The organism is Polaribacter sp. (assembly GCF_965660385.1).
Lineage (GTDB): Bacteria > Bacteroidota > Bacteroidia > Flavobacteriales > Flavobacteriaceae > Polaribacter.
The window spans coordinates 1-19,295 of record NZ_CBFHZT010000038.1 but is presented as its reverse complement, the minus strand read 5'-3'; the positions used below and the strand labels follow the sequence as shown (position 1 = coordinate 19,295).

Below are 19,295 nucleotides of genomic sequence, written 5' to 3'. Positions count from 1 at the left end.
GATTGTTGTTATTTATTGGATTTATTAATAAAGAAGTCTAGTGATATTTGATATGGCTAACGGTTATGTATATGGTTTGTTGCGTGCTTTATCACTTAACTTTGCAAGTACACACTAAACTGAAAATCCGCTAGGATTTTCAGAAGTAGGCGAGAACGAGCAATTACTTATAGCCATTGTTGGCAAATCGTTATTATTTAAATCTGTCATAAAAATTTCCTGTCCAAATAGCTTCCCAATATTTTAATTTATAATCATCTTTTAGAATTAATACTTAGCTGCTCTTATTTTTTTCCAAAGAGCTCTATCTTCATAAGAAATATTCATAAAAGTAAAAGGTGGACTTCTCCATGTTTTAAATAATTTTCTGTCACATTTTACTCCTTTATCTATTAGTGATAATATTAGTTTTTTACCTGCTTCATAATCTTGTTCGCTTCTAATATATTCAATGTCTCGTCCTTCATTAAAGTAGACAATATCATACATTAAATCTTCAAGTAAACTACATGGGTTGCTAATGGGTTGATATTGATTTGATTCAATTATAAGGTTTAACAGGTTATATAATTTTTCACCTTTAATACTTGAATTCATTATTTTTTTTGTGGTTTCACTACGGTTTTTCATTGCTTGCCAAGCTTTATATTCCTTCCGATATGATAAATTATAGCTTTCATAAACATAATTATTCCTCAGTAGTTCTTTTATCATTTCTTCATCTTGCCTATAATATATCGCTATTTCAAATAAATTTCTTAAAGTCTTTGTTCGATCTTTAATTTTCCAATTTTCTAAACTTGAAAGATCATTATTAAAATTCCATAACATATATTGATGAGCGATAGCCTCTGGTAAATTTCCATTTTTATCAATAGAAAGAAGTTTATGTTTAATAAAGTCAGAAGGTTTAGTCGGAAAGTTAAATTTCAATGCATTAAAAAATGCAACTTTAACAGCTTCGTTATCTTTAATTTTGCTGGTTACTTCTTTAGAAATATTTAGACTAAATATATTGACCAATTTATTTTCATCACGAATGATATTAATATCATTAAGCAAAATTAATACTAGGGCCGATTTAACATCTATATCATATATAGCCATAAACGAGTTATTTGCTTCAAATTCGTTACCTTGATATAAATAATTATAGGTTTGGAATGCCTTGACAATAGGAACACTACTGTTCTTGATACTAGAAATATTAACACTTTTTGCCAGTATAAAAAACACTTTTAATGATTTTGACTCAAGAGCTATTTCAATAGGTGTTAGTCCTTTTATCTCAAAATCTACAGAAAACCCTAAATCAATAAAACGCTGTATGGTTTTTGGAGCATCTAAAGTTGAAGCCATTAAAATTACTTCATTTACTTTAGTAGATATTTGCTGTTGTGTCTTACCGTTTGTTAGGTCATTTAAAAATAATTGTACGACATCTGGTTTGTCTTGTTGAATAGCAAATACGATTGCAGAATTGCTTTCAATTTGAACAATTTTATGTAAATCTGCTCCTATGGCACTTTTAATAAACTCAAGATTATTATCTATAATAGCTTCCTTAAAGGTAGATTCAATAGCATTTTCAATTAAAAAGTATTTCCCTTGTTTATCTGAATTAAAGTAATTGGGATCTATTTCTTGTGCGGTTCTAAAGGCTATAAATGCTGTTATGGGTTCTTCAATACCAGCATAATGTCCCAAAAGATAATAGTTTTCTGCCGAAGGTTTTTCAATTACAGTCATTCCAGCAAATCGTATCGCTGCTTGTTTAAAATCATCAATTCCCGTTTCTTCGTAAAGCTTATATTTTCTACTAGCTGTGTTTTTATATTGTACTTCTTTTGCTGTAAGATTGTTTTCTATAGTTTGACTTTTCTTAGGAACTTCACAATTGTTAATTGTCCAATTGGTATTACTAAAACTAAAATTGTTTTTCATATTAGTTTTAAAACACTCATGATGAGCCACAAAATCTAGATAATATTGTTCATTTTGAGATGAGAATGCATAAGCTGCATTTTTGTAATAAGAATTTATTGCATTATTATTTAAATCGACAGCTTTCCAATAGAATTGGGACATTTGTTGTTTATGCTGCTGTACAAGTTTTTGCTTTTGATATTCGGCCTCTTTTTTAGCTTGTTTTTGTTCGTAGGATTGATCAATCAATGATAGGGCACTAAACAAAGCTCCTTCGCCATTTCCGTTGTTTAAATGATTTAAAGCACTTCCTAAAGTAGCATCAATTTGATTTAAATTATCACTTCTATTTTGTGCTTGTAATTGGGCGATTTGAGACATGTTTTGATTGAAATTATTCAACAACTCTTGAGGATTAGAAGCGTTGTTTAAATTCCCAAATTGCTTCACTTGCTCAGCAAAAGCTTTAGCAATGTTTTCACCTTGTGTTTTTAGACTCATTGCTTTATTATAATTGTTAAAGCGATTTTCCATTTCTATCTGAAAAGATGATTTATTGTTGTTCAAATTATTTGTGGCATTTGAATTATTCCCAGATTTACATTTGGTAATTATGGGAGGTATTTCTCCTGCATCAGAATACTGACTAACTATTGTTTGACGAATTTGATTCAAGCCATTCTTTAGATTTTCTGCTTCCTGAGCCGTTCTGCCTCCCTTATCACATTCACATTTATAAGCATGCCATGTTCCAAGTTGTGTCCATCCTTGAACTTTTGATCCGCTTTTCACTCTTTCAGTTGGCGTCCAGTTTTCCGCAGCTTTTACTTTTGTCACATAAGCCTCAGCTTTTGTGCATTGTGCTTTAATCTCTGTATTTGATATACCAAAAAAGATTAAAAATAGTAGTATTAATTTATTATTCATCTCTTTATTCTTAATGTTTGCCAACTCTATTCGGATATGTCGAGTTTTAATTCGTTATATCCAGAGTTAACCAAGTTCTGTTTTTTTATTTGAAAAATCAACTGCGAAAAAACACAGTTTTTACAAACGTTCTTCAATCCAAGATTTAAAACTATAAAAATTTTGAGGCGCCACTCCATGACCTACAGGATATTCAGAATAAACACTTTCTAAGCCTAATTTGTCTAAAAATGGTTTGCTTTTTCTTGCCCAGTCAATTGGTAAAACTTGATCTACAGTGCCATGTGAACAGTAATAGTCTGTTTTAATTTTATCAGAAATTTTAGTTGGAATCATTTCTGTATTGATGTAACCACTTAAAGCAATAACGTGATTTACTTTATTAGGATACATAAAACTCAAAGAATAACTTAAAATTGCGCCTTGGCTAAAGCCTAATAAAAAGGTTTTTTCAGGATGTGTGTTGTATTTGTTTTTTATGTCGTCTATAAAATCAGCAATTGTATCGATTGAAGTTCTCGCTTGTTTTAAGTCAGAAAATTTTCCGTTAATATCATCAAAATTAATAGCGTACCAGGCATAGCCACCATAACCCATTTCGTAAGGTGCTTGTGCGCTTACAATTAATAATTCTTTTGGTAAATCTTCTGCGAAAGAAAACAAATCTTTTTCGTTACTACCATAACCATGTAACAAAATTAATAGTGGTGGACTTGTAGTTTTTTCTAAAGGTTCTCTTACAATATATTGTAAACTCATGGTTGTTTTATCTATTTTTTTTGTTTTTAAATGATCATCAAATATTTCTAAGCTACTAAGACTTTCTTTGTTTCAGATTGACTCTCTATTGATTATTAATTCTGATGCTACAAAAATCTTTTATAGGTTTTCTGTTAAATACATCGACTAAAAGAGATTTTTTTCTACTTCTACAATGCCGGAAAAAGAAAGCCTTAATTTAACGAAGATTTAATTGGTTTTAACTTAATTATTTGTGGGCATTACCATTTATTATTCTTGCTGAAGCCAATTAAAAATTCCATCTTTCCAGAAAATAAACCCTCCACCACAACTTTCAGAGGCGTGAACATAAATAGCTTCATAATTCAATAGGACTTTTTCCGAATTTGGAACTTCTTCTAGACTTCTAAAATCATCTGTAAAGTTTGACCATAATATAGTGCCAGATTTAACTTTTTCAAATATTTCCGCCCATCCAAATTCATCAATTATCCTGTTTTCATTATCCTTCAATTTGTAGTTTTCAATGGGTTTCAATAATTGGGTATTTTTTCCTCCAATGTCTAGTATTATAATTTCAACATTATCTTTTTCTTTACTTACTTTTATTGCGTAATCTGAAATTCCATCTCCAAAGAAGTCTCCTTTTATAAAATATGGACTAGATTTTAAATGAATTTTATAATGCTGAAATTTTTCAAATTTTAAAATTTCTTTTTCAAGATATAGGTTAAATTCTTTTTCATTTTTAACATAACCATTAAAAACATATCCTGATTTGTGTTCAGAACCTAACATTTGAAGATTCTCAAATTCTATTTTAACCCACTGACCTTTAATAATTTGATTATCATCTTTTATTTCAAGTAATATTCCCGTTTTTTCAATAATCTTAACCTGAGAACCAAAATGGAGTTTTCCAATTTTTTCTGATGTAAGATTTGGTTTTTTTCTAACATTCAATCCATTACCAGCAATAACAATTTCTTGACTTAAACTTACTTGGTTTAGAAATGATAAAATTAAAATTACAATTAGCTTTTTCATGTTGTGCCAATTTAAGCCTACGACTTTTTTTCAATCAAATACCTCTAAACCAATTTTGAAAATGTTCGCCAACTACTGGGGTTTCTTTTTCTTCACCTTGTATTGCTCCAATACACGATACAATCCAAAGTACAAAAAGGAGCATCCCTATAATCCAACCGATAGTATTTCCAAAATATCGGTATATAATAGCACCATTTAAAAATTGTAAAATATTTAAACCAACCATTTGCCGAATATAAAAACTAGCAAAATAATTTTTTTTGTTTAGATTCATAATAAAGGCAATAACCAAACCAATTACCCAAAGGTGACTGATGATTGCCATAGTTTTGCCTTCTTTAACAGCAGTATTTTCCATAAGAGTTAGTTTAAAATCAGTTGATGGTTTGCAAAAACACCATATACTTTTCCTTTTAATTTTTTATTGAGAAAAGGACTGTTTTTTGATGTAGATAAAATATCATCTTTCGTGAAAAAGGTATTTTCTGACGGATTAAACAAAGTAAGATCCGCTAAATTATTTTCTTGAATCGTATGATTTTCGATACCAAAAATAGCTTTGGGTTTTGTTGTAAAACAAGGTATCAATTCTGATAAATCCAACACAGAATTTACGGCACCAAAAGCAGTTTCCAAACCAATTACACCATCTAAAGCTTGGCTAAATTCTACTTTTTTATCTTCAACATCAATTGGGTTGTGGTCAGAGGTAATGCTATCTATAACGCCTGTTTTTACCGCTTTTTGTAATGCTTTTACATCTTGTTGTGTTCTTAAAGGTGGGTTTGTTTTAAAGTTGCTATCAAACCCATGCAATTCATCATCAGTTAGTACCAAATGATGAGCAGCAACACTACAAGTTACCTTCAAGCCTTTTTGTTTCGCTTCTTTAATCAAGGCTACAGATTTGGCTGTAGAAATTGTTGGTATGTGTAATTTACCACCTGTATAGGCTAACAAAAATAAATCTCTTGAAATTTGGATGTGCTCTGCTAAAGCCGGAATTCCTTTTAATCCTAATTTTGTGCTGTTTATACCTTCGTTAGCAATGCCTTCTCCTGCAATAGCATTATTTTTAGGAAAACTCAACACCAAACCGTCAAAATTTTGGGCGTATAATAAAGCAACTTTCATCAAGTTGTCGTTTTCAATAGGTTTGTTGTAGTCGCCAAAAGCAATGGCCCCAGATTGTTGCATATCATAAAGTTCTGCCATTTCTATACCTTTGCTTTTTTGCGTTAAAGCAGCAATAGGATGCAATTTTGTTGCGGAATGTTGAGCTTTGTGGATCACATATTCAACATCAGATTTCGAATCGATAATTGGATTCGTGTTTGCATTGAGCGCAATAGCAGTAAAGCCACTTTTAGCAGCCACTTGAAGTCCGTTTTTTAAGGTTTCGCGTTCTTCAAATCCAGGTTCACCTAAAGAAACACTCGTATCAAACCATCCACAAGAAACATGCAGGTTCTCTAATGATACCATAGTGTAATGGTCTTTTTCTTGTATAAAGTCTTCTATTTTTTCAAGCTTTCCATCAGTAATTAAAATATCTTTTTTTTGAAGATGATAAGAACTTGTGGTGTCTACAATTACTGCATTTTTTAAAAGCGTACTCATGGTTTATAGAATTTTAAAATCAAAATTTCTAATAACAAAGATACAATTGCCAAGGCTAAAAACCATTTCCAAAGCCAATGAACTTCGTTTTTTTTGTTTAATTCGCTAAATAATTTGGGTATAGAAGCTGAAAACTGAATTGCTCTATTTTCGGTAACTAAAGCATTACGATCTAAAAAGTTTAGTAAACTTTCTTCTTTAGGCGTATTAAAAGCAATGGTTTGTAAAGTATCTTTTTTATTGATAATAGTATAAAAGCCTGCTTTTAAAGGGTTGTTTTTGGTGATGATCCTTACTTTATTTTGGTAAGTTTGTTGTGGAGGTATTAACGATATCTCATTATTTGCCAGCGTTAAAATTTCGTCTTTTTTAAGGTTGGTGGCTACATCAATTTTATTTTCATCATCTAAATAATAATACAATTTAGCATATTGAAAACTGAATTTTCCAAAATTATAAAATACAGGCACTATTAAGGGCGAATTAATAAAGTTGCTGTTTGCTTTTGATAGCGAACCAGCTACCCAATAGGTTTTACTGTTGGTAGATTTTAACTGACTAATAAAGGGTAAATTGTTTTCAAAACTGATGATGTTGCTACTTTGTTTTGATGAAATAGGGTAGTAGCTTTTTACCATAGGATATTGAAAATTACGAACTTTTTTCGAGAATACATTTTTTAATAAAGGGTGATTAAAATTGATGTTAGTAATCTTTAAAGTATCCGAAATTTTTGATTGAACTCTTGCATTCCCAATTTTAGATAAGTATAAATTGTAAGATGCTATGTCTGTTTTAAGACTAGGAATAATTATGACAGTTCCTCCTTTTTTTGAAAAATCACTAATACTTTTTGAAAGAATTTCTGGAATTTTTTCTAACTCATTTAAGATGATGATTTGTTGTTTTGGGATAGTATTGTAATTGATGTTTTTTACTGAACTATGGGTGTAATTAAATTCGTCTTTTGTGTAAATTTTAGCTAAAAATTTAGCTTGGTTTCCAATGCTTAAAATATTTATTTTTTTGCTGTTATTTAAACTAAAATAAAAGGTATTGTCAAAAGCAAAAGTGTCGCTAAAAGTGAGTTCAATTTTTCCTAAAAATTCTACGCTGTTTTGTATGGTAAATGTGATGTTTTTTGTGGTGTTAGCTTCAATAGAAAAAGATTGCTTACTCATTAATTTCTTATTATTAAAAATAGCAACAGGAACGTTGTTTTTAGCGTCTCCTTGGTTTTTAACAACAAGGTTTAAAGTGAAGTTTGTTGTGTTTTGATTGTTGATAAAAACGCTATCAATTGAAATATTGTTTTTGGTGCTACTTTGCAGCTGAATACCCGAAAAATCATCTGTTACATTTGTAAACATTTTTTTATAAGTATTCTGAAAATCAGAAATTAAAATATTTTTATATAAAGTGTTACTTTTGTTTTTTTGAGTGTTGTTCATTTTTAATAAAACACTCTTTAGCGCTACTTTTTTCGATGAATTTTTAAGATTTAGTAGCTTTTCTTTCAATTCATTATACGTAATATCTTCGTAAAAATTGGTATTGGTTTGTAAAGAATACGTGTCTTGCTGTGCAGCGTTTTCAATAATTTCTTGTGCAGCAACTTGTAATAAATCGCCTTTTTCTCCTTTGGTATTTGTACTTAAAGAATTGTCTAAATATATAAAAGTATGTTGTTTTGTAGTTGTTTTTTTATCGCTAAAATAGGGTTGAGAAAATGCAAAAATTATCGCTAAAAATAAGAGCAATCGATTAGCTAAAATTAACCATTTTTTAATGCGCGAACTCTTACGTGTTTGTTGCACTAACTTTTGCAAAAAAGCAACATTGGTAAAAGGTGTTTTTACAAACTTTTGCAACTGAAATAAATGCACCAAAATGGGAATAAGTAATAGTACTAAAAAGTATAAAACTTCTGGGTTTTCAAACTGCATTTACTTAATATTTTGCGGGTTTTCCTTTTGCCAAACTTTGGTTGATAAATGTACGCAAATCATCATTTGCTTGCTGTAAATCTTCGTTTCTTAAATACATCATATGGCCACTTCTGTATCCTTTAAAAAAGAAACGATCTTTCATTTTTCCACTGGGGTCAGTTTTCCACATGGTATATTTTGCACTAAAATAAGTAGTGGCTCCATCATAATAACCAGATTGAATTAAAACCTTTAAATACGGATTTTGAGCCATTGCCAAACGCAAACCTTCTCGCACATTATTGTTACGATTGTCCCATGGGCTAACCGAGCCAAAAAGATTGTATTTTACATCGGTTTTAAAATTCAATTCTTCTCGAATATAATAATTAATGGCAGGTGTAAAGGAGTGCAACCAAGAGGTTAATTCCGAATTAAAATCAGGACTTGTACCAATTTCTCGTTTGTCTAATCCTAAATATCTAGAATCTAATCGCCCTATAGTTTGCCCAGTTTTATCTCTTAATAATTCTTTCCAAAAGAAAGATGGTGAGACTTCTAAATTGTTTTGAAGAATCACTTTTTCGCTCAAACCAGAATAGTAGGCTACTTTTTTAGCCACGCTATTTTTTTCATCATCAGAAATAAAGCCACCTTTGGCAATAGCAGGTAATAAATTATTAATTGCATAATTTTCGGCTTCAGGTAAAATGGCTAACAAATCTTTATTTTGTAGAGCAGGAGGTAGCATTTTATGGTACCAAGCTGCAGCTGTAAAATAAGGCAGATTAATAGCATAATCTACAGAACTTTGAGTTCGTAATACTTTATAATCTGCAGGCGAAACCATAATTACGCCATTTAAATACATCCATTGGCTGTTTTGCAATTCTGCTGCTAAACCCATTACACGCGTTCCTCCATAGCTTTCGCCAATAATATATTTTGGAGATTTCCATCGGTTATTTCTGGTGATAAACGTGTTTAACCAGCCTGCCAAATATTTAATATCGGCATTAATGCCAAAGAACTGAGATTTGTCTAGTTTCTTTCCTTTAGCCACTACAGGTCTTGAATATCCTGTATTTACTGGGTTTACATATACAATATCAGCCATATCTAAAATAGAGTTTGGGTTATCTTTAATTCCATAAGGTTGAATAGGATATCCTTCGTCATCAATTTTTAACACTTTAGGGCCAGTGTAAGCAATATGCATCCAAACAGAGGCAGAACCTGGTCCACCATTAAAAGACATGATGATGGGTCTATTTTCATCGTTCTTAATATCACTTCTTTTATAATACGTATAGTATAAAGAAGCTATGATATCCCCATGATTGTCCCAAACTGGTTGCATGCCTGTTATAGCTTTGTAAGGTACAGTTTTGCCTTTAATCACTACCGAATTTGTAGTAACTACCATAGTATCTAAAGGAATTCTATGATCTTGTGAATAATGTGCTATTGAAAAAAATATGCTAAAAAGAAAAAGAATTTTTTTCATAAGAATAGATTTGTTGGTTTGAATTCAAGTTGATTCCAAAAATAGCCAAAATTATAGAATATGCTTTGTTAATATTGCGATAAGATTTTTTTCATTTGATGAATTAAGGGGATATTTAAAATCCTTCAAACACCCCAAGTCCAAACAGTGCAAAATCATATTTTACAGGGTCTTGCTGGTCTAGTTTTCGTAAGTTTTTGTCTAATTCTGCCAATGCTTTCCAATCGTTTTGTTTTCTTTTAAGCAATTTTAATTTTCGAGCAACATTGCCAGAATGTACATCTAAAGGACAAGATAAATGGGCAGGATTGTGTGTTTTCCAAATGCCAAAATCTACACCAGCATTGTCGTTTCTTACCATCCAACGTAAAAACATATTGATGCGTTTGGCAGCAGAATTTTTTAACGGATCAGAAACGTGTTTTTGCGTTCTTTGCTGATGTTTAATTTCAAAGAAAATATTTTTGAATTGATGAATGGCAGTTTGGTAGTTGTTGGTTTTATCTGTTATTGATATTGCATTTTCTAACCCTTGATGATGTTTGTAAATATGTTGTAATGAGGTAACAAATTGTTGAAAATCAATAAAATTAAACGTTCTATGTACAAAGTTTTCAAAAGATTTTAAATCACTTTTTTTGTGATGCATGATAAAATCATAGGGAGCATTATCTAGCAACTCCATCATTTTAAAAGCATTTTTAATAATCATGGTTCTGTTTCCCCAAGAAATGGTAGCTGTTAAAAAAGCCGCAATTTCAATATCTTCTTTTTTGGAAAATGTATGTGGAATTTGAATCGGATCTGATGCTATAAATTTGGGGTTATTATATAGAACAACCTTTTCATCTAAAAATACTTTGAGTTCAGATTTTTTCAATTTTTTATAGTTTAATGCCAAATTTAAAACCTAAAGAATAATTTAGGAAAGTTCTTTGATCATAGTTTTTGAATCTTCTTGGATTAAATAAAAACAGGGTATCAAAAAAATTAATATTATGAAGTTGTTGATTATATTCCAAATTAATATGATTGAATTGTTTTGTACGAATACCAAAACCTGTATAAAAATCGAAATACAATTTTTTACCCAAAGGCACTAATATTCCATATTTTAAATTTACAATACTTACTGTTTTTTGAGTTGCGAAATCATCACTTATTGAGCCACTTTGTATGGTGTAATCTTTGAAGTAATAAGTGAGATTATCGTGATAACTACTATTTAATTGCCTGTACTCTAAACTCAAATATTCATTTAAATGTACATTTTTGGTTAGGTTTATGGCATTGTACCATTTTGTTTCAATTCTAAAAACACTTGCTTTTTCATCTATAAACCCAAAATTGTAATCTCGGTTATAAAACGATGAATTTCGAAAACCATACTCACCACTTACACTTATATTTTTCATATAGAAGTATTCAGCACCAAGAGTTCCCATAGGTTCGTTAAAAAAATCTAGAAACTGTAAAGGCGATGTGTATACAAAAAAGGTGTGTTTGGGTATAGCCGTAACTTTTTTAGTACCCAAAACGATTTGATTTGTTACACTATCTGTAATAAAATGTAGATGATGTGCATAAGTAAAACGTTTGTTGTTGGTTAAATCGATAAGCATACCAACACCATAATTATTGAGAATATTTGCCCAATAGAGAATAGATAATTTTGGTTCTAAGTAAAAATCTCTTTGTAAACTGTCTTTAAGAACCTTAATTTTTAAAACCCTATTACGTCTCGTTGGCGTAATTTTTATTTCTTTTTGATGTACCTGTAACGTATCTTGTTGATATACAATTTTACTGTCTTTATCCGCAGATATATTTACAACAGTTGTTTCTTTATTGAAAACAGAAGCACAAGAAAAGCATGCTAATGATACTAAGAAAAGGAGTAATTTTTTTATCATAAAATTTTACCATCCTTCATGGTTAGTTTTCGATCTGCCATGGTTGCCAATTCTTCATTATGCGTCACTAAAACAAAGGTTTGTCCAAATTCGTTACGTAACTTAAAAAACAGTTCATGTAAATTTTTTGCAGAAGCACTATCTAAATTTCCACTAGGTTCATCTGCTAAAATAACAGCAGGGTTGTTTATTAAAGCTCTTGCTACTGCCACTCTTTGCTGTTCGCCACCAGAAAGTTCGCTAGGTTTATGATGAATTCTGTGTGATAACCCTAAAAATTCTAACAATTCTTTGGCGCTATTCTCTGCTTCTTTTTTAGATTTTTTAGCAATAAAAGCAGGAATACATACGTTTTCTAAGGCTGTAAACTCAGGTAATAATTGATGAAACTGAAAAATAAAACCAATATGCCGATTTCTAAATTCTGATAACTGCTTATCAGACAATTTTTTTAGAGAAGAATTGTTGATTGATAATTCGAAGTCTTGTTCTTTTAAAGGTTTATCTAAAGTACCTAAAATTTGTAGCAAAGTTGTTTTACCTGCTCCTGAAGGCCCAACAATGGCCACAATTTCACCCTTTTTAATTTCTAAATCTACTCCTTTTAAAACTTCAACATCACCATAATATTTATGGATATTTTTTGTAACAATCATAGTTTTGGTATCTAATTACGAAGTTATAAAAAAACGGATATACTTAGTTGAGTAGATCCGTTTTTTCTTGCAGTTGGGAGACTTTCTTAAAAAATATTTTTGAGTTTGTTGTAATCTATAAAGTACACAAAGCGCACTGAAATGGTATGTCTTTGAGACTGATTGAAAAGATTTTCTAAATTTTCAGCAAAATTTAAGTTTGCACTGGTATCTGAATTAAATATTGAATTTCTATAAAAGGCTATTAATTGACTACCAGGGGCAAATTGCCAGATGTAATTTAAATCTAAATTCCAGCTATTAAAATTCACATTGTCGCCCATATAAGAGGTATTGGGTTCTAAATTTCCTGCTGTATTTAAGTTGTTAAAACTAGTGTAACTTACAGCTTCCCAAAAATGCCTAAAGCTTAAAGAAAGTGATGAATTTGTGCTAAAACTGTACTTACCAGAAATGGTATTGGTATAATTTTTACGATCTCTAAATCCAAAAATAATAGCATCATCGGTTTCAGTTACATAACCTTGATCGTCGTTAGTTTTGTTAAATCGTAAATTGTAACGTAATGAAAATTGATTGTTAAAACGATGTCTTAAGCCTGTACTGTACCCAAAGCCAACTTTTGGGTTATTGCTATACCCAGTATAATAGGCATTGGCACTCAATTCAAATTTTTTCTGAGAGTTGGTTTCAAACCATCCATTAACATTTAAACGCTCAGGTTGCAGAAAAAACTGCCCACTTGTGGTGCCCTGCCTTGGTTCAAAAAAATCTTTTTCTTCAGTATTGTAATTTAAATTGGCACCAAATGAAAAACGTTCTCTTGTTTGTGCACTACCTCCAATTCCGGTAAAATAACCCGTATACACGCCTGAAAAGTGTTGAAAGTTTACATTGTGGTATGAGTTTACCCAAATTCTATTGAAGTTTTTTGTAGGTTGTACAGTTCGCCAGCCAAAATTACCGTAAATGGTTTGTTGGTTGTTGGTAAACAAAATTCCCAAATCGTTGTTGTCAAAGTCTTTATTTTCAAAATTATAGCCAACTTCCCAAAACCAATTTTCGAAATCATAACCAAAACTATTGTCAAAAGTATACCCTGTGTTTGGGCTGTTTACATCATCAGCAATGTTACTCATTCTTACAGAACCATCCGCATTGTATTTGCTGTCTTTAGTTTCGATGTGCCAATCTAAACCAGTAACATTGGCATCCCTAAATCGCCCATTTCTGGTTACGTTGGTGTTGATTAGTGAAATACTTGAATTTTGATTAAACTGTTGATCTAAAACTAAAATATTGTAGTTGGTAAACGGGTCAATCACTTCTTTTCTAGTATCACCTGTACTATTGTTTTTTATAGTTGCTTCTGTTTTTTCTGTAATGGCATTAAAAAAACCAATTCCCAAACCTTTTTTAGTTCTACCCGAGATTTTAACTGCATTTAGCATGGTTACTTTTCCTGGATAGGTTATAATTTCTTCATCATCAGTTAAGGTGTTTGAAATAGTAAATTGATCAATTGGAGGGCCACCAATTCTTCTGGAATAAAAAAGATTGGCAATATTAAACAGTTCTGTACCTTCTGTAAAAAACTGTCTTTGCTCTGTAAATTGCTGTTCAAAAGGACCTAAATTTAAAACAACATCATCAAAACCAACTTGACTAAAATCAGGAATTAAAGTGGCATCTAAGGTAAAGTTTTCTGTAATTCCGTATTTAATATCCATACCCACATTCCAATCGAAGTCAGAAACACCCTCAAAAATATTGGTTACTGCAGATGCATACGGATATAAATTTAAACGTGTACTAGGTTTAATATTTCTAAAATCGGTAATTAAACCATCATATTGTGTCCATCGTCCAACAGTATTGTCTACATGTGTCCACGTATGTTGTTGGTTTAATTTTTCTAATCTTCTATGAAAATTAAAGCCCCAAGCTTGTACAGGTCTGTTCGCAAAACGCAGAGCTCTGTAGGGTATTTCCATTTCTACATTCCAACCTTTATCCGTAATTTTTACGGCACTATCCCAAACAGCACTCCAATCCATATCTTCATTTCCGTTAGAAACTTTAGCATCAGCTTGGTTATTGGTAGCTTGCACAATAAATTCAAACGGATTTTGGCCATCATCATTAGGGTTAATGGTTACTAAGAAAAAGTCTGCGATACCAAAATTATCTCTAACCGCAAATTCGCTAGGAATATTTTTTGGATCAGGATCATTCATTTCTGCAGCAATGTAGATGGCATCATCATCATAAACCACTTTTACTATGGTTTGATATTCGTGAGTTACCAATTGACCGTTTTCTGGTCTAAAAATTACAAAATCTGTGAGTAATGCTGCATCTTGCCAAGCATTATCATTTAAAATTCCATCTATTTTAGGTGCCTGCGAAACGCGAGTAGTTTTTACCGTTTTTCGTTTTTTTTGGGTTTGAGCGCATACGAATTGTGAACACAATACTAAAAATAGTAGTAGTGAGATTTTTTTGAACATGTGGTTTTTTTGGTTGATTTGTGTTATAACACATTTTGCGAATATATTTAACCCTCTAAAAGTAAAATCACAAAATACTGTTAATTACTAGAAAGACAGTTTTAAAATGAAATTGTTACAATTTACAGATGTTAATAAAATCTTAAAAAAGATGATGCTATCAAAAAAGTAGCGCAAATAGGTAAAGAAGTAGTTTTAGGAGATTAAATACATTTAGCATCTTAAAAGCAAAAATATTTGATAAAAAAACGGTTCAAGTTTGTACCTGAACCGCTATTGCTTTTTACCTTGTTTTCTGTATTCTTTTACTTTAACGTTTTAAACCAATCATTAAACTCAAGGCTCATTTGTTTTGGGTGACTTTCCGTTAAAAAGTGTTTTCCTTTTCCTAGATAAACATAGGTTGCATTTTTGAAATTTTTTTTGGCGTATTCCACCGCCTTTTTCCTATTTACCAATCCTTTTTTTGCATAGAAATATAAGATTGGAATTTCTGTTTCTTTCATTCCGTTTGAAATCGTGTCTAATAAAGTAGCAAAATTGCTTTCTCCTTTGCCTTTGGTATAGGATAAAATTGCGGGGTCAGGGCCACTAGTAATGGCATAGCGTCTTTCCTTTTCGTCCCACGGTTGTGTATAAAATTTATAGGCTTCCTTTGGCAATTTTCTGCCTGTGAAAAAGTTTACCGCTAATTTTTTACCTGCAAAATTTCGTTTTACCATCCATTTTTCGTTTCCCTTTTGAGTTCGTGTTATTCGCATAAATGCTTTAAAACTAAAAGGCAATTGGTCATACATAACCTCCGCAGGCATAAATGGAGCTTCAAAAAGTGCCATTCCTTTTACATTTTGAGGCTCTCTAATAGCATAGAGCATTCCAATAATAGAACCGATGTCTTGAATAAAAAGGGTGACATTTTTAAGCTGCTTCGCTTCAATGAAATCAGTCAGCATTTTATACTGCACTTCTACTGAGACGTTTCTGTCTTTTGGAAAACTGGATTTACCAAAACCTAAAAAATCGAGTGCAATTACTTTTTTATTGCTATCTATATTAGAAATAATATTTCGCCATAGATAAGCATTGGCTGGTAAGCCGTGTAGCAATAAAATTGGGTCTCCTTCTCCCGATTCTACATAATGAACCGAATCTTTTCCTAAATTTATAAATTTAGACTCAAAAGGAAAATCAGCCGAAATATCCTTTTCAATTTTAGTTTTCTTACCTGCATATACGTCTTGAGCCTTTGCTGTTTTTAATTGAAAAAGGCTCAATATGATAAGTATAGCTGTTGTTATTTTTATGTTCATTTTATTTCTTTTTAATGTTTTTGAAAAGTCGTATAAAAATGTAGATATGACTTATTATGGTAATTGGACCCACAATTACAGACATCCACCAAATACCGCCTATATCATAATTGTAAAACTCTTGTGCGGAGGCTTGTGGTAATGCAGTCATTAAATCAGCAAATCCCCATATGTTAAATATCCAAACCAATGGAATTGCATACTTCCAATTAACCTTCAGTGTATAAGTGGTTATCAAAGCCAAAATTGCCACGCTGTAATCCCAAACTCCTATTGTGAAAGCTAAGTCTTTAGGGAATTCATCATAGATCTGATTGTCTACCATAAACATCATACCTAAGTATCTTATTCCGTGAAGAAAAACAAAGGGAATTAAGGCTTCTCGAATTGGTAGTTTAGATACCTTAGGCAGAATAAACCATCTAAGTCCAAAAAATACCATTAAAAAGGCGGCTATTGTTTGTAGATTGAAAATTGTAAAATTGTCCATTTTGTTGTTTTTTATTTGTTGTTAGGAATTGGTTGTTTATTCAATTGTTTAAATATGAAGTTGGGAGCTAGTCTGCTCATTAATTTTAGTTGTTTGGAAATGCCTGGGGTGATTTCTTCTTTCCCTTTTATGAAATCTTTCCAAAAAATATCTGCTAATTCTTTGGTCGGCATTGGTTTCAAGTTATCATCCTCAGCAATATCTGCTCCGTGTGCCAATGGAGTATCTACTACTGGCGGAAGAAGCTCTACCACTTTTATATGGTGTGGTTTTAGTTGTGGTCTAATACCTTTCGTCCAAAAATGCAAAGCCGATTTTGTTCCTGAATAAGTTGGTGCTTGGGCAAATGGCACATACGCCAAACCCGAAGAAACATTCACGAGTACTGCATTCTTACTTTTTTTAAGTTGTGGTAAAAAGTAGTGCAACAGTCTAATGGGCGAATTGAAATTGATTTCAATTTCTTGCATTTGTTTTTGCAAGTCATTGCTTTCGTTTCCCACATCTACTAAATTCATTATACCTGCATTATTGATAAGAATATCAATGCCACCAAATTTTTCCATAATATCATCCGCTAACATTCTTACTTCTGCGTCATCTGTAACATCACTTTGAAAAATATTGATTTTGGGTAAGTCCTTTTGAACGGCTTGTAATTTAGAAAGGTTACGACCAGTGACAATTACAATGTTGTTATTTTCCATAAATTTTTTGGCAAGTGCCAATCCAATTCCTGAACTTCCACCCGTAATTAATACTTTCTGATTATTGAATTTCATTTGATTATTGTATGTTTGCTATTAAAACAGTAGCAAAAGTAATCAAAATTATTTTATTACTACTAAAACAATAGTAAAAAATGAAAAAAGAATTTAGGTCGGGCTGTCCGCTTGCCTCAACTTTAGATATTGTAGGAGATAAATGGTCTTTGTTGATTGTAAGAGATATGTTGTTTCAAGGAAAGAAGACTTTTAAAGATTTTTCGGCTTCTCCTGAAAAGATAGCTCCTGGAATTTTGTCTTCTCGTTTAAAGTGGTTGGAAGAAAACGAACTAGTTACAAAACAGAAATTGCCTAAAAATCAAAAAGAAAATATCTACTTGTTAACAGAAAAAGGCATTGAGTTAGCCCCGATTATAACAGAAATTATTCTGTGGAGTGATAAAAATTTAAGAGTTCAAAACACAGCAATGTTTTCAATTGCTGAAGCTGGATTTAATCAAGATAAATCAAAAGTTACAGAAGCGATTCAAAATAATTATCGTAAAGTAGTTAAACAAATTTTAAGATGATGGTAGCGTTATAAACTACAGAGATTACTTTTAGAGAAGTTTAATTTTTGTTTTTTGTAAGCTTTAAAGACCTCTTTTAAAAAGAAGAATAATTTTTTAGAAATATTTACAAAGTTTCTTAACTGAATTTGTATTTTTGCTTTTGTAAAAAACACGATACAAATGAACTTACACGAATATCAAGGAAAAGAAATATTAAATAGTTTTGGTGTTAGAATTCAAAGAGGAATTGTTGCAAGCACACCAACAGAAGCAGTTGCTGCAGCAAAAAAACTAACAGAAGACACTGGTACTGGCTGGCATGTAATTAAAGCTCAAGTACACGCAGGTGGTCGTGGAAAAGGTGGTGGTGTTAAGTTGGCAAAAAACTTAGAACAAGTAGAAAGTATTGCCGATGATATTTTAGGAATGATGTTGGTGACTCCACAAACTTCTGCAGAAGGAAAATTGGTAAATCAAGTTTTAATTGCAGAAGATGTATATTATCCAGGTGATGAAGAGCCAGATGAATACTATATGTCTGTATTATTAAACAGAGCAACAGGGAAAAACATGATTATGTATTCTACAGAAGGTGGAATGGATATTGAAACCGTTGCTGAAGAAACTCCTCATTTAATTTTTACTGAAGAAGTAGATCCTTTATTAGGCTTAATGCCTTTTCAAGCCCGTAAAGTGGCTTTTAACTTAGGTTTGTCTGGCGTTGCTTTTAAAGAAATGACCAAATTTGTTACGGCTTTATACACGGCTTACATTAAATCAGATTCTTCTATGTTTGAAATTAACCCAGTGTTAAAAACATCAGATTCTAAAATAATGGCTGTTGATGCTAAAGTTTCTTTAGATGAAAATGCATTATATAGACATAAAGATTATGCTGCAATGCGCGATTTACGTGAAGAAAACCCAATTGAAGTTGAAGCAAAAGCGGCTGGTTTAAACTATGTAGATTTAGATGGAAACGTAGGTTGTATGGTTAACGGAGCTGGTTTAGCAATGGGTACTATGGATTTAATTAAAGAATCTGGAGGAGAGCCTGCTAACTTTTTAGATGTTGGTGGTACTGCAGATGCACAAAGAGTAGAAACTGCTTTTGGTATCATTTTAAAAGACCCGAACGTAAAAGCAATTTTGGTAAATATTTTTGGTGGTATTGTTCGTTGTGATAGAGTAGCACAAGGTGTTGTAGATGCTTACCAAAATATGGGCGATAAAATTACAGTACCCATTATTTGTAGATTGCAAGGTACAAATGCTAAAGAAGCAAAAGAATTGATTGACAATTCAGGAATGGAAATTATTTCTGCAACTGAGTTCCAAGAAGCTGCAGATAAAGTTGCTGAAGTGCTAAGTGCTTAGTTTACTTTTTCAGTTTTACATATATAGAAAAGTCTCATTGCAAAATGAGGCTTTTTTTGTGTTA

The 19,295-nt window shown here is 31.4% G+C and carries 16 protein-coding genes; 2 read left to right on the top strand and 14 right to left on the bottom strand.

Annotated elements, in window-relative coordinates:
- Positions 1-267: 267 nt before the first annotated feature.
- The 14 genes from ACTG3V_RS11350 to ACTG3V_RS11285 all read right to left on the bottom strand — a co-directional run bounded on the left by ACTG3V_RS11350 (position 268) and on the right by ACTG3V_RS11285 (position 17,360).
- A complete protein-coding gene (locus ACTG3V_RS11350) occupies positions 268-2,853 on the bottom strand; it encodes a hypothetical protein (protein ID WP_439132282.1) in 2,586 nt (861 codons plus the stop codon).
- Positions 2,854-2,973: 120 nt separating this feature from the next.
- Complete coding sequence (locus ACTG3V_RS11345) at positions 2,974-3,612, bottom strand: alpha/beta hydrolase (protein WP_439132281.1); 639 nt, start codon at positions 3,610-3,612, stop codon at positions 2,974-2,976.
- 252 nt (positions 3,613-3,864) lie between these two features.
- The gene (locus tag ACTG3V_RS11340) at positions 3,865-4,641 is read right to left on the bottom strand and encodes an SH3 domain-containing protein (protein WP_439132280.1); all 777 of its coding nucleotides are present in this window, start codon (positions 4,639-4,641) and stop codon (positions 3,865-3,867) included.
- Positions 4,642-4,675: 34 nt separating this feature from the next.
- Positions 4,676-5,002, bottom strand: a complete 327-nt coding sequence (locus ACTG3V_RS11335) for a DUF4870 domain-containing protein (protein ID WP_439132279.1) — start codon at positions 5,000-5,002, stop codon at positions 4,676-4,678.
- A 5-nt stretch (positions 5,003-5,007) separates the two neighbouring features.
- The gene (locus tag ACTG3V_RS11330) at positions 5,008-6,264 is read right to left on the bottom strand and encodes a dihydroorotase (protein WP_439132278.1); all 1,257 of its coding nucleotides are present in this window, start codon (positions 6,262-6,264) and stop codon (positions 5,008-5,010) included.
- Positions 6,261-8,210, bottom strand: coding sequence for a BatA domain-containing protein (locus ACTG3V_RS11325; RefSeq protein ID WP_439132277.1), 1,950 nt, complete (start codon positions 8,208-8,210; stop codon positions 6,261-6,263). Before ACTG3V_RS11325 ends, ACTG3V_RS11330 begins: the two co-directional genes overlap by 4 nt.
- 4 nt (positions 8,211-8,214) lie before the next feature.
- On the bottom strand, positions 8,215-9,699 hold the full coding sequence (locus ACTG3V_RS11320) for a S10 family peptidase (RefSeq protein ID WP_439132276.1): 1,485 nt from the start codon (positions 9,697-9,699) through the stop codon (positions 8,215-8,217).
- A 115-nt stretch (positions 9,700-9,814) separates the two neighbouring features.
- Positions 9,815-10,579, bottom strand: a complete 765-nt coding sequence (locus tag ACTG3V_RS11315) for a TIGR02757 family protein (protein ID WP_439132275.1) — start codon at positions 10,577-10,579, stop codon at positions 9,815-9,817.
- A gap of 4 nt (positions 10,580-10,583) precedes the next feature.
- Positions 10,584-11,612, bottom strand: coding sequence for a hypothetical protein (locus ACTG3V_RS11310; RefSeq protein WP_439132274.1), 1,029 nt, complete (start codon positions 11,610-11,612; stop codon positions 10,584-10,586).
- On the bottom strand, positions 11,609-12,268 hold the full coding sequence (locus ACTG3V_RS11305) for an ABC transporter ATP-binding protein (RefSeq protein ID WP_439132273.1): 660 nt from the start codon (positions 12,266-12,268) through the stop codon (positions 11,609-11,611). The genes ACTG3V_RS11310 and ACTG3V_RS11305 overlap by 4 nt, the downstream gene beginning before the upstream one ends.
- 86 nt (positions 12,269-12,354) lie before the next feature.
- Complete coding sequence (locus ACTG3V_RS11300; protein ID WP_439132272.1) at positions 12,355-14,778, bottom strand: DUF5916 domain-containing protein; 2,424 nt, start codon at positions 14,776-14,778, stop codon at positions 12,355-12,357.
- Between the two features lie 305 nt (positions 14,779-15,083).
- Positions 15,084-16,088 carry an alpha/beta fold hydrolase gene (locus ACTG3V_RS11295; RefSeq protein ID WP_439132271.1) on the bottom strand — a complete coding sequence of 335 codons (1,005 nt, stop codon included), beginning with the start codon at positions 16,086-16,088 and terminating at the stop codon, positions 15,084-15,086.
- A 1-nt stretch (position 16,089) separates the two neighbouring features.
- A complete protein-coding gene (locus ACTG3V_RS11290; protein ID WP_439132270.1) occupies positions 16,090-16,578 on the bottom strand; it encodes a hypothetical protein in 489 nt (162 codons plus the stop codon).
- Between the two features lie 11 nt (positions 16,579-16,589).
- Entirely contained in the window at positions 16,590-17,360 is a 771-nt protein-coding gene (locus ACTG3V_RS11285; RefSeq protein ID WP_439132269.1) for an SDR family oxidoreductase, read from the bottom strand.
- An 80-nt stretch (positions 17,361-17,440) separates the two neighbouring features.
- Here ACTG3V_RS11285 and ACTG3V_RS11280 point away from each other — a divergent pair, with 80 nt between their 5' ends.
- Positions 17,441-17,872, top strand: a complete 432-nt coding sequence (locus tag ACTG3V_RS11280) for a winged helix-turn-helix transcriptional regulator (protein WP_439132268.1) — start codon at positions 17,441-17,443, stop codon at positions 17,870-17,872.
- A gap of 162 nt (positions 17,873-18,034) precedes the next feature.
- On the top strand, positions 18,035-19,231 hold the full coding sequence (gene sucC, locus ACTG3V_RS11275) for an ADP-forming succinate--CoA ligase subunit beta (RefSeq protein WP_439132267.1): 1,197 nt from the start codon (positions 18,035-18,037) through the stop codon (positions 19,229-19,231).
- Positions 19,232-19,295: the final 64 nt, after the last annotated feature.

Coding starts and splice junctions, on each gene's coding strand:
- ACTG3V_RS11350 (WP_439132282.1), bottom strand. CDS start 2,853: ATGAATAATAAATTAATACTACTATTTTTAATCTTTTTTGGTATATCA.
- ACTG3V_RS11345 (WP_439132281.1), bottom strand. CDS start 3,612: ATGAGTTTACAATATATTGTAAGAGAACCTTTAGAAAAAACTACAAGT.
- ACTG3V_RS11340 (WP_439132280.1), bottom strand. CDS start 4,641: ATGAAAAAGCTAATTGTAATTTTAATTTTATCATTTCTAAACCAAGTA.
- ACTG3V_RS11335 (WP_439132279.1), bottom strand. CDS start 5,002: ATGGAAAATACTGCTGTTAAAGAAGGCAAAACTATGGCAATCATCAGT.
- ACTG3V_RS11330 (WP_439132278.1), bottom strand. CDS start 6,264: ATGAGTACGCTTTTAAAAAATGCAGTAATTGTAGACACCACAAGTTCT.
- ACTG3V_RS11325 (WP_439132277.1), bottom strand. CDS start 8,210: ATGCAGTTTGAAAACCCAGAAGTTTTATACTTTTTAGTACTATTACTT.
- ACTG3V_RS11320 (WP_439132276.1), bottom strand. CDS start 9,699: ATGAAAAAAATTCTTTTTCTTTTTAGCATATTTTTTTCAATAGCACAT.
- ACTG3V_RS11310 (WP_439132274.1), bottom strand. CDS start 11,612: ATGATAAAAAAATTACTCCTTTTCTTAGTATCATTAGCATGCTTTTCT.
- ACTG3V_RS11305 (WP_439132273.1), bottom strand. CDS start 12,268: ATGATTGTTACAAAAAATATCCATAAATATTATGGTGATGTTGAAGTT.
- ACTG3V_RS11300 (WP_439132272.1), bottom strand. CDS start 14,778: ATGTTCAAAAAAATCTCACTACTACTATTTTTAGTATTGTGTTCACAA.
- ACTG3V_RS11295 (WP_439132271.1), bottom strand. CDS start 16,088: ATGAACATAAAAATAACAACAGCTATACTTATCATATTGAGCCTTTTT.
- ACTG3V_RS11290 (WP_439132270.1), bottom strand. CDS start 16,578: ATGGACAATTTTACAATTTTCAATCTACAAACAATAGCCGCCTTTTTA.
- ACTG3V_RS11285 (WP_439132269.1), bottom strand. CDS start 17,360: ATGAAATTCAATAATCAGAAAGTATTAATTACGGGTGGAAGTTCAGGA.
- ACTG3V_RS11280 (WP_439132268.1), top strand. CDS start 17,441: ATGAAAAAAGAATTTAGGTCGGGCTGTCCGCTTGCCTCAACTTTAGAT.
- sucC (WP_439132267.1), top strand. CDS start 18,035: ATGAACTTACACGAATATCAAGGAAAAGAAATATTAAATAGTTTTGGT.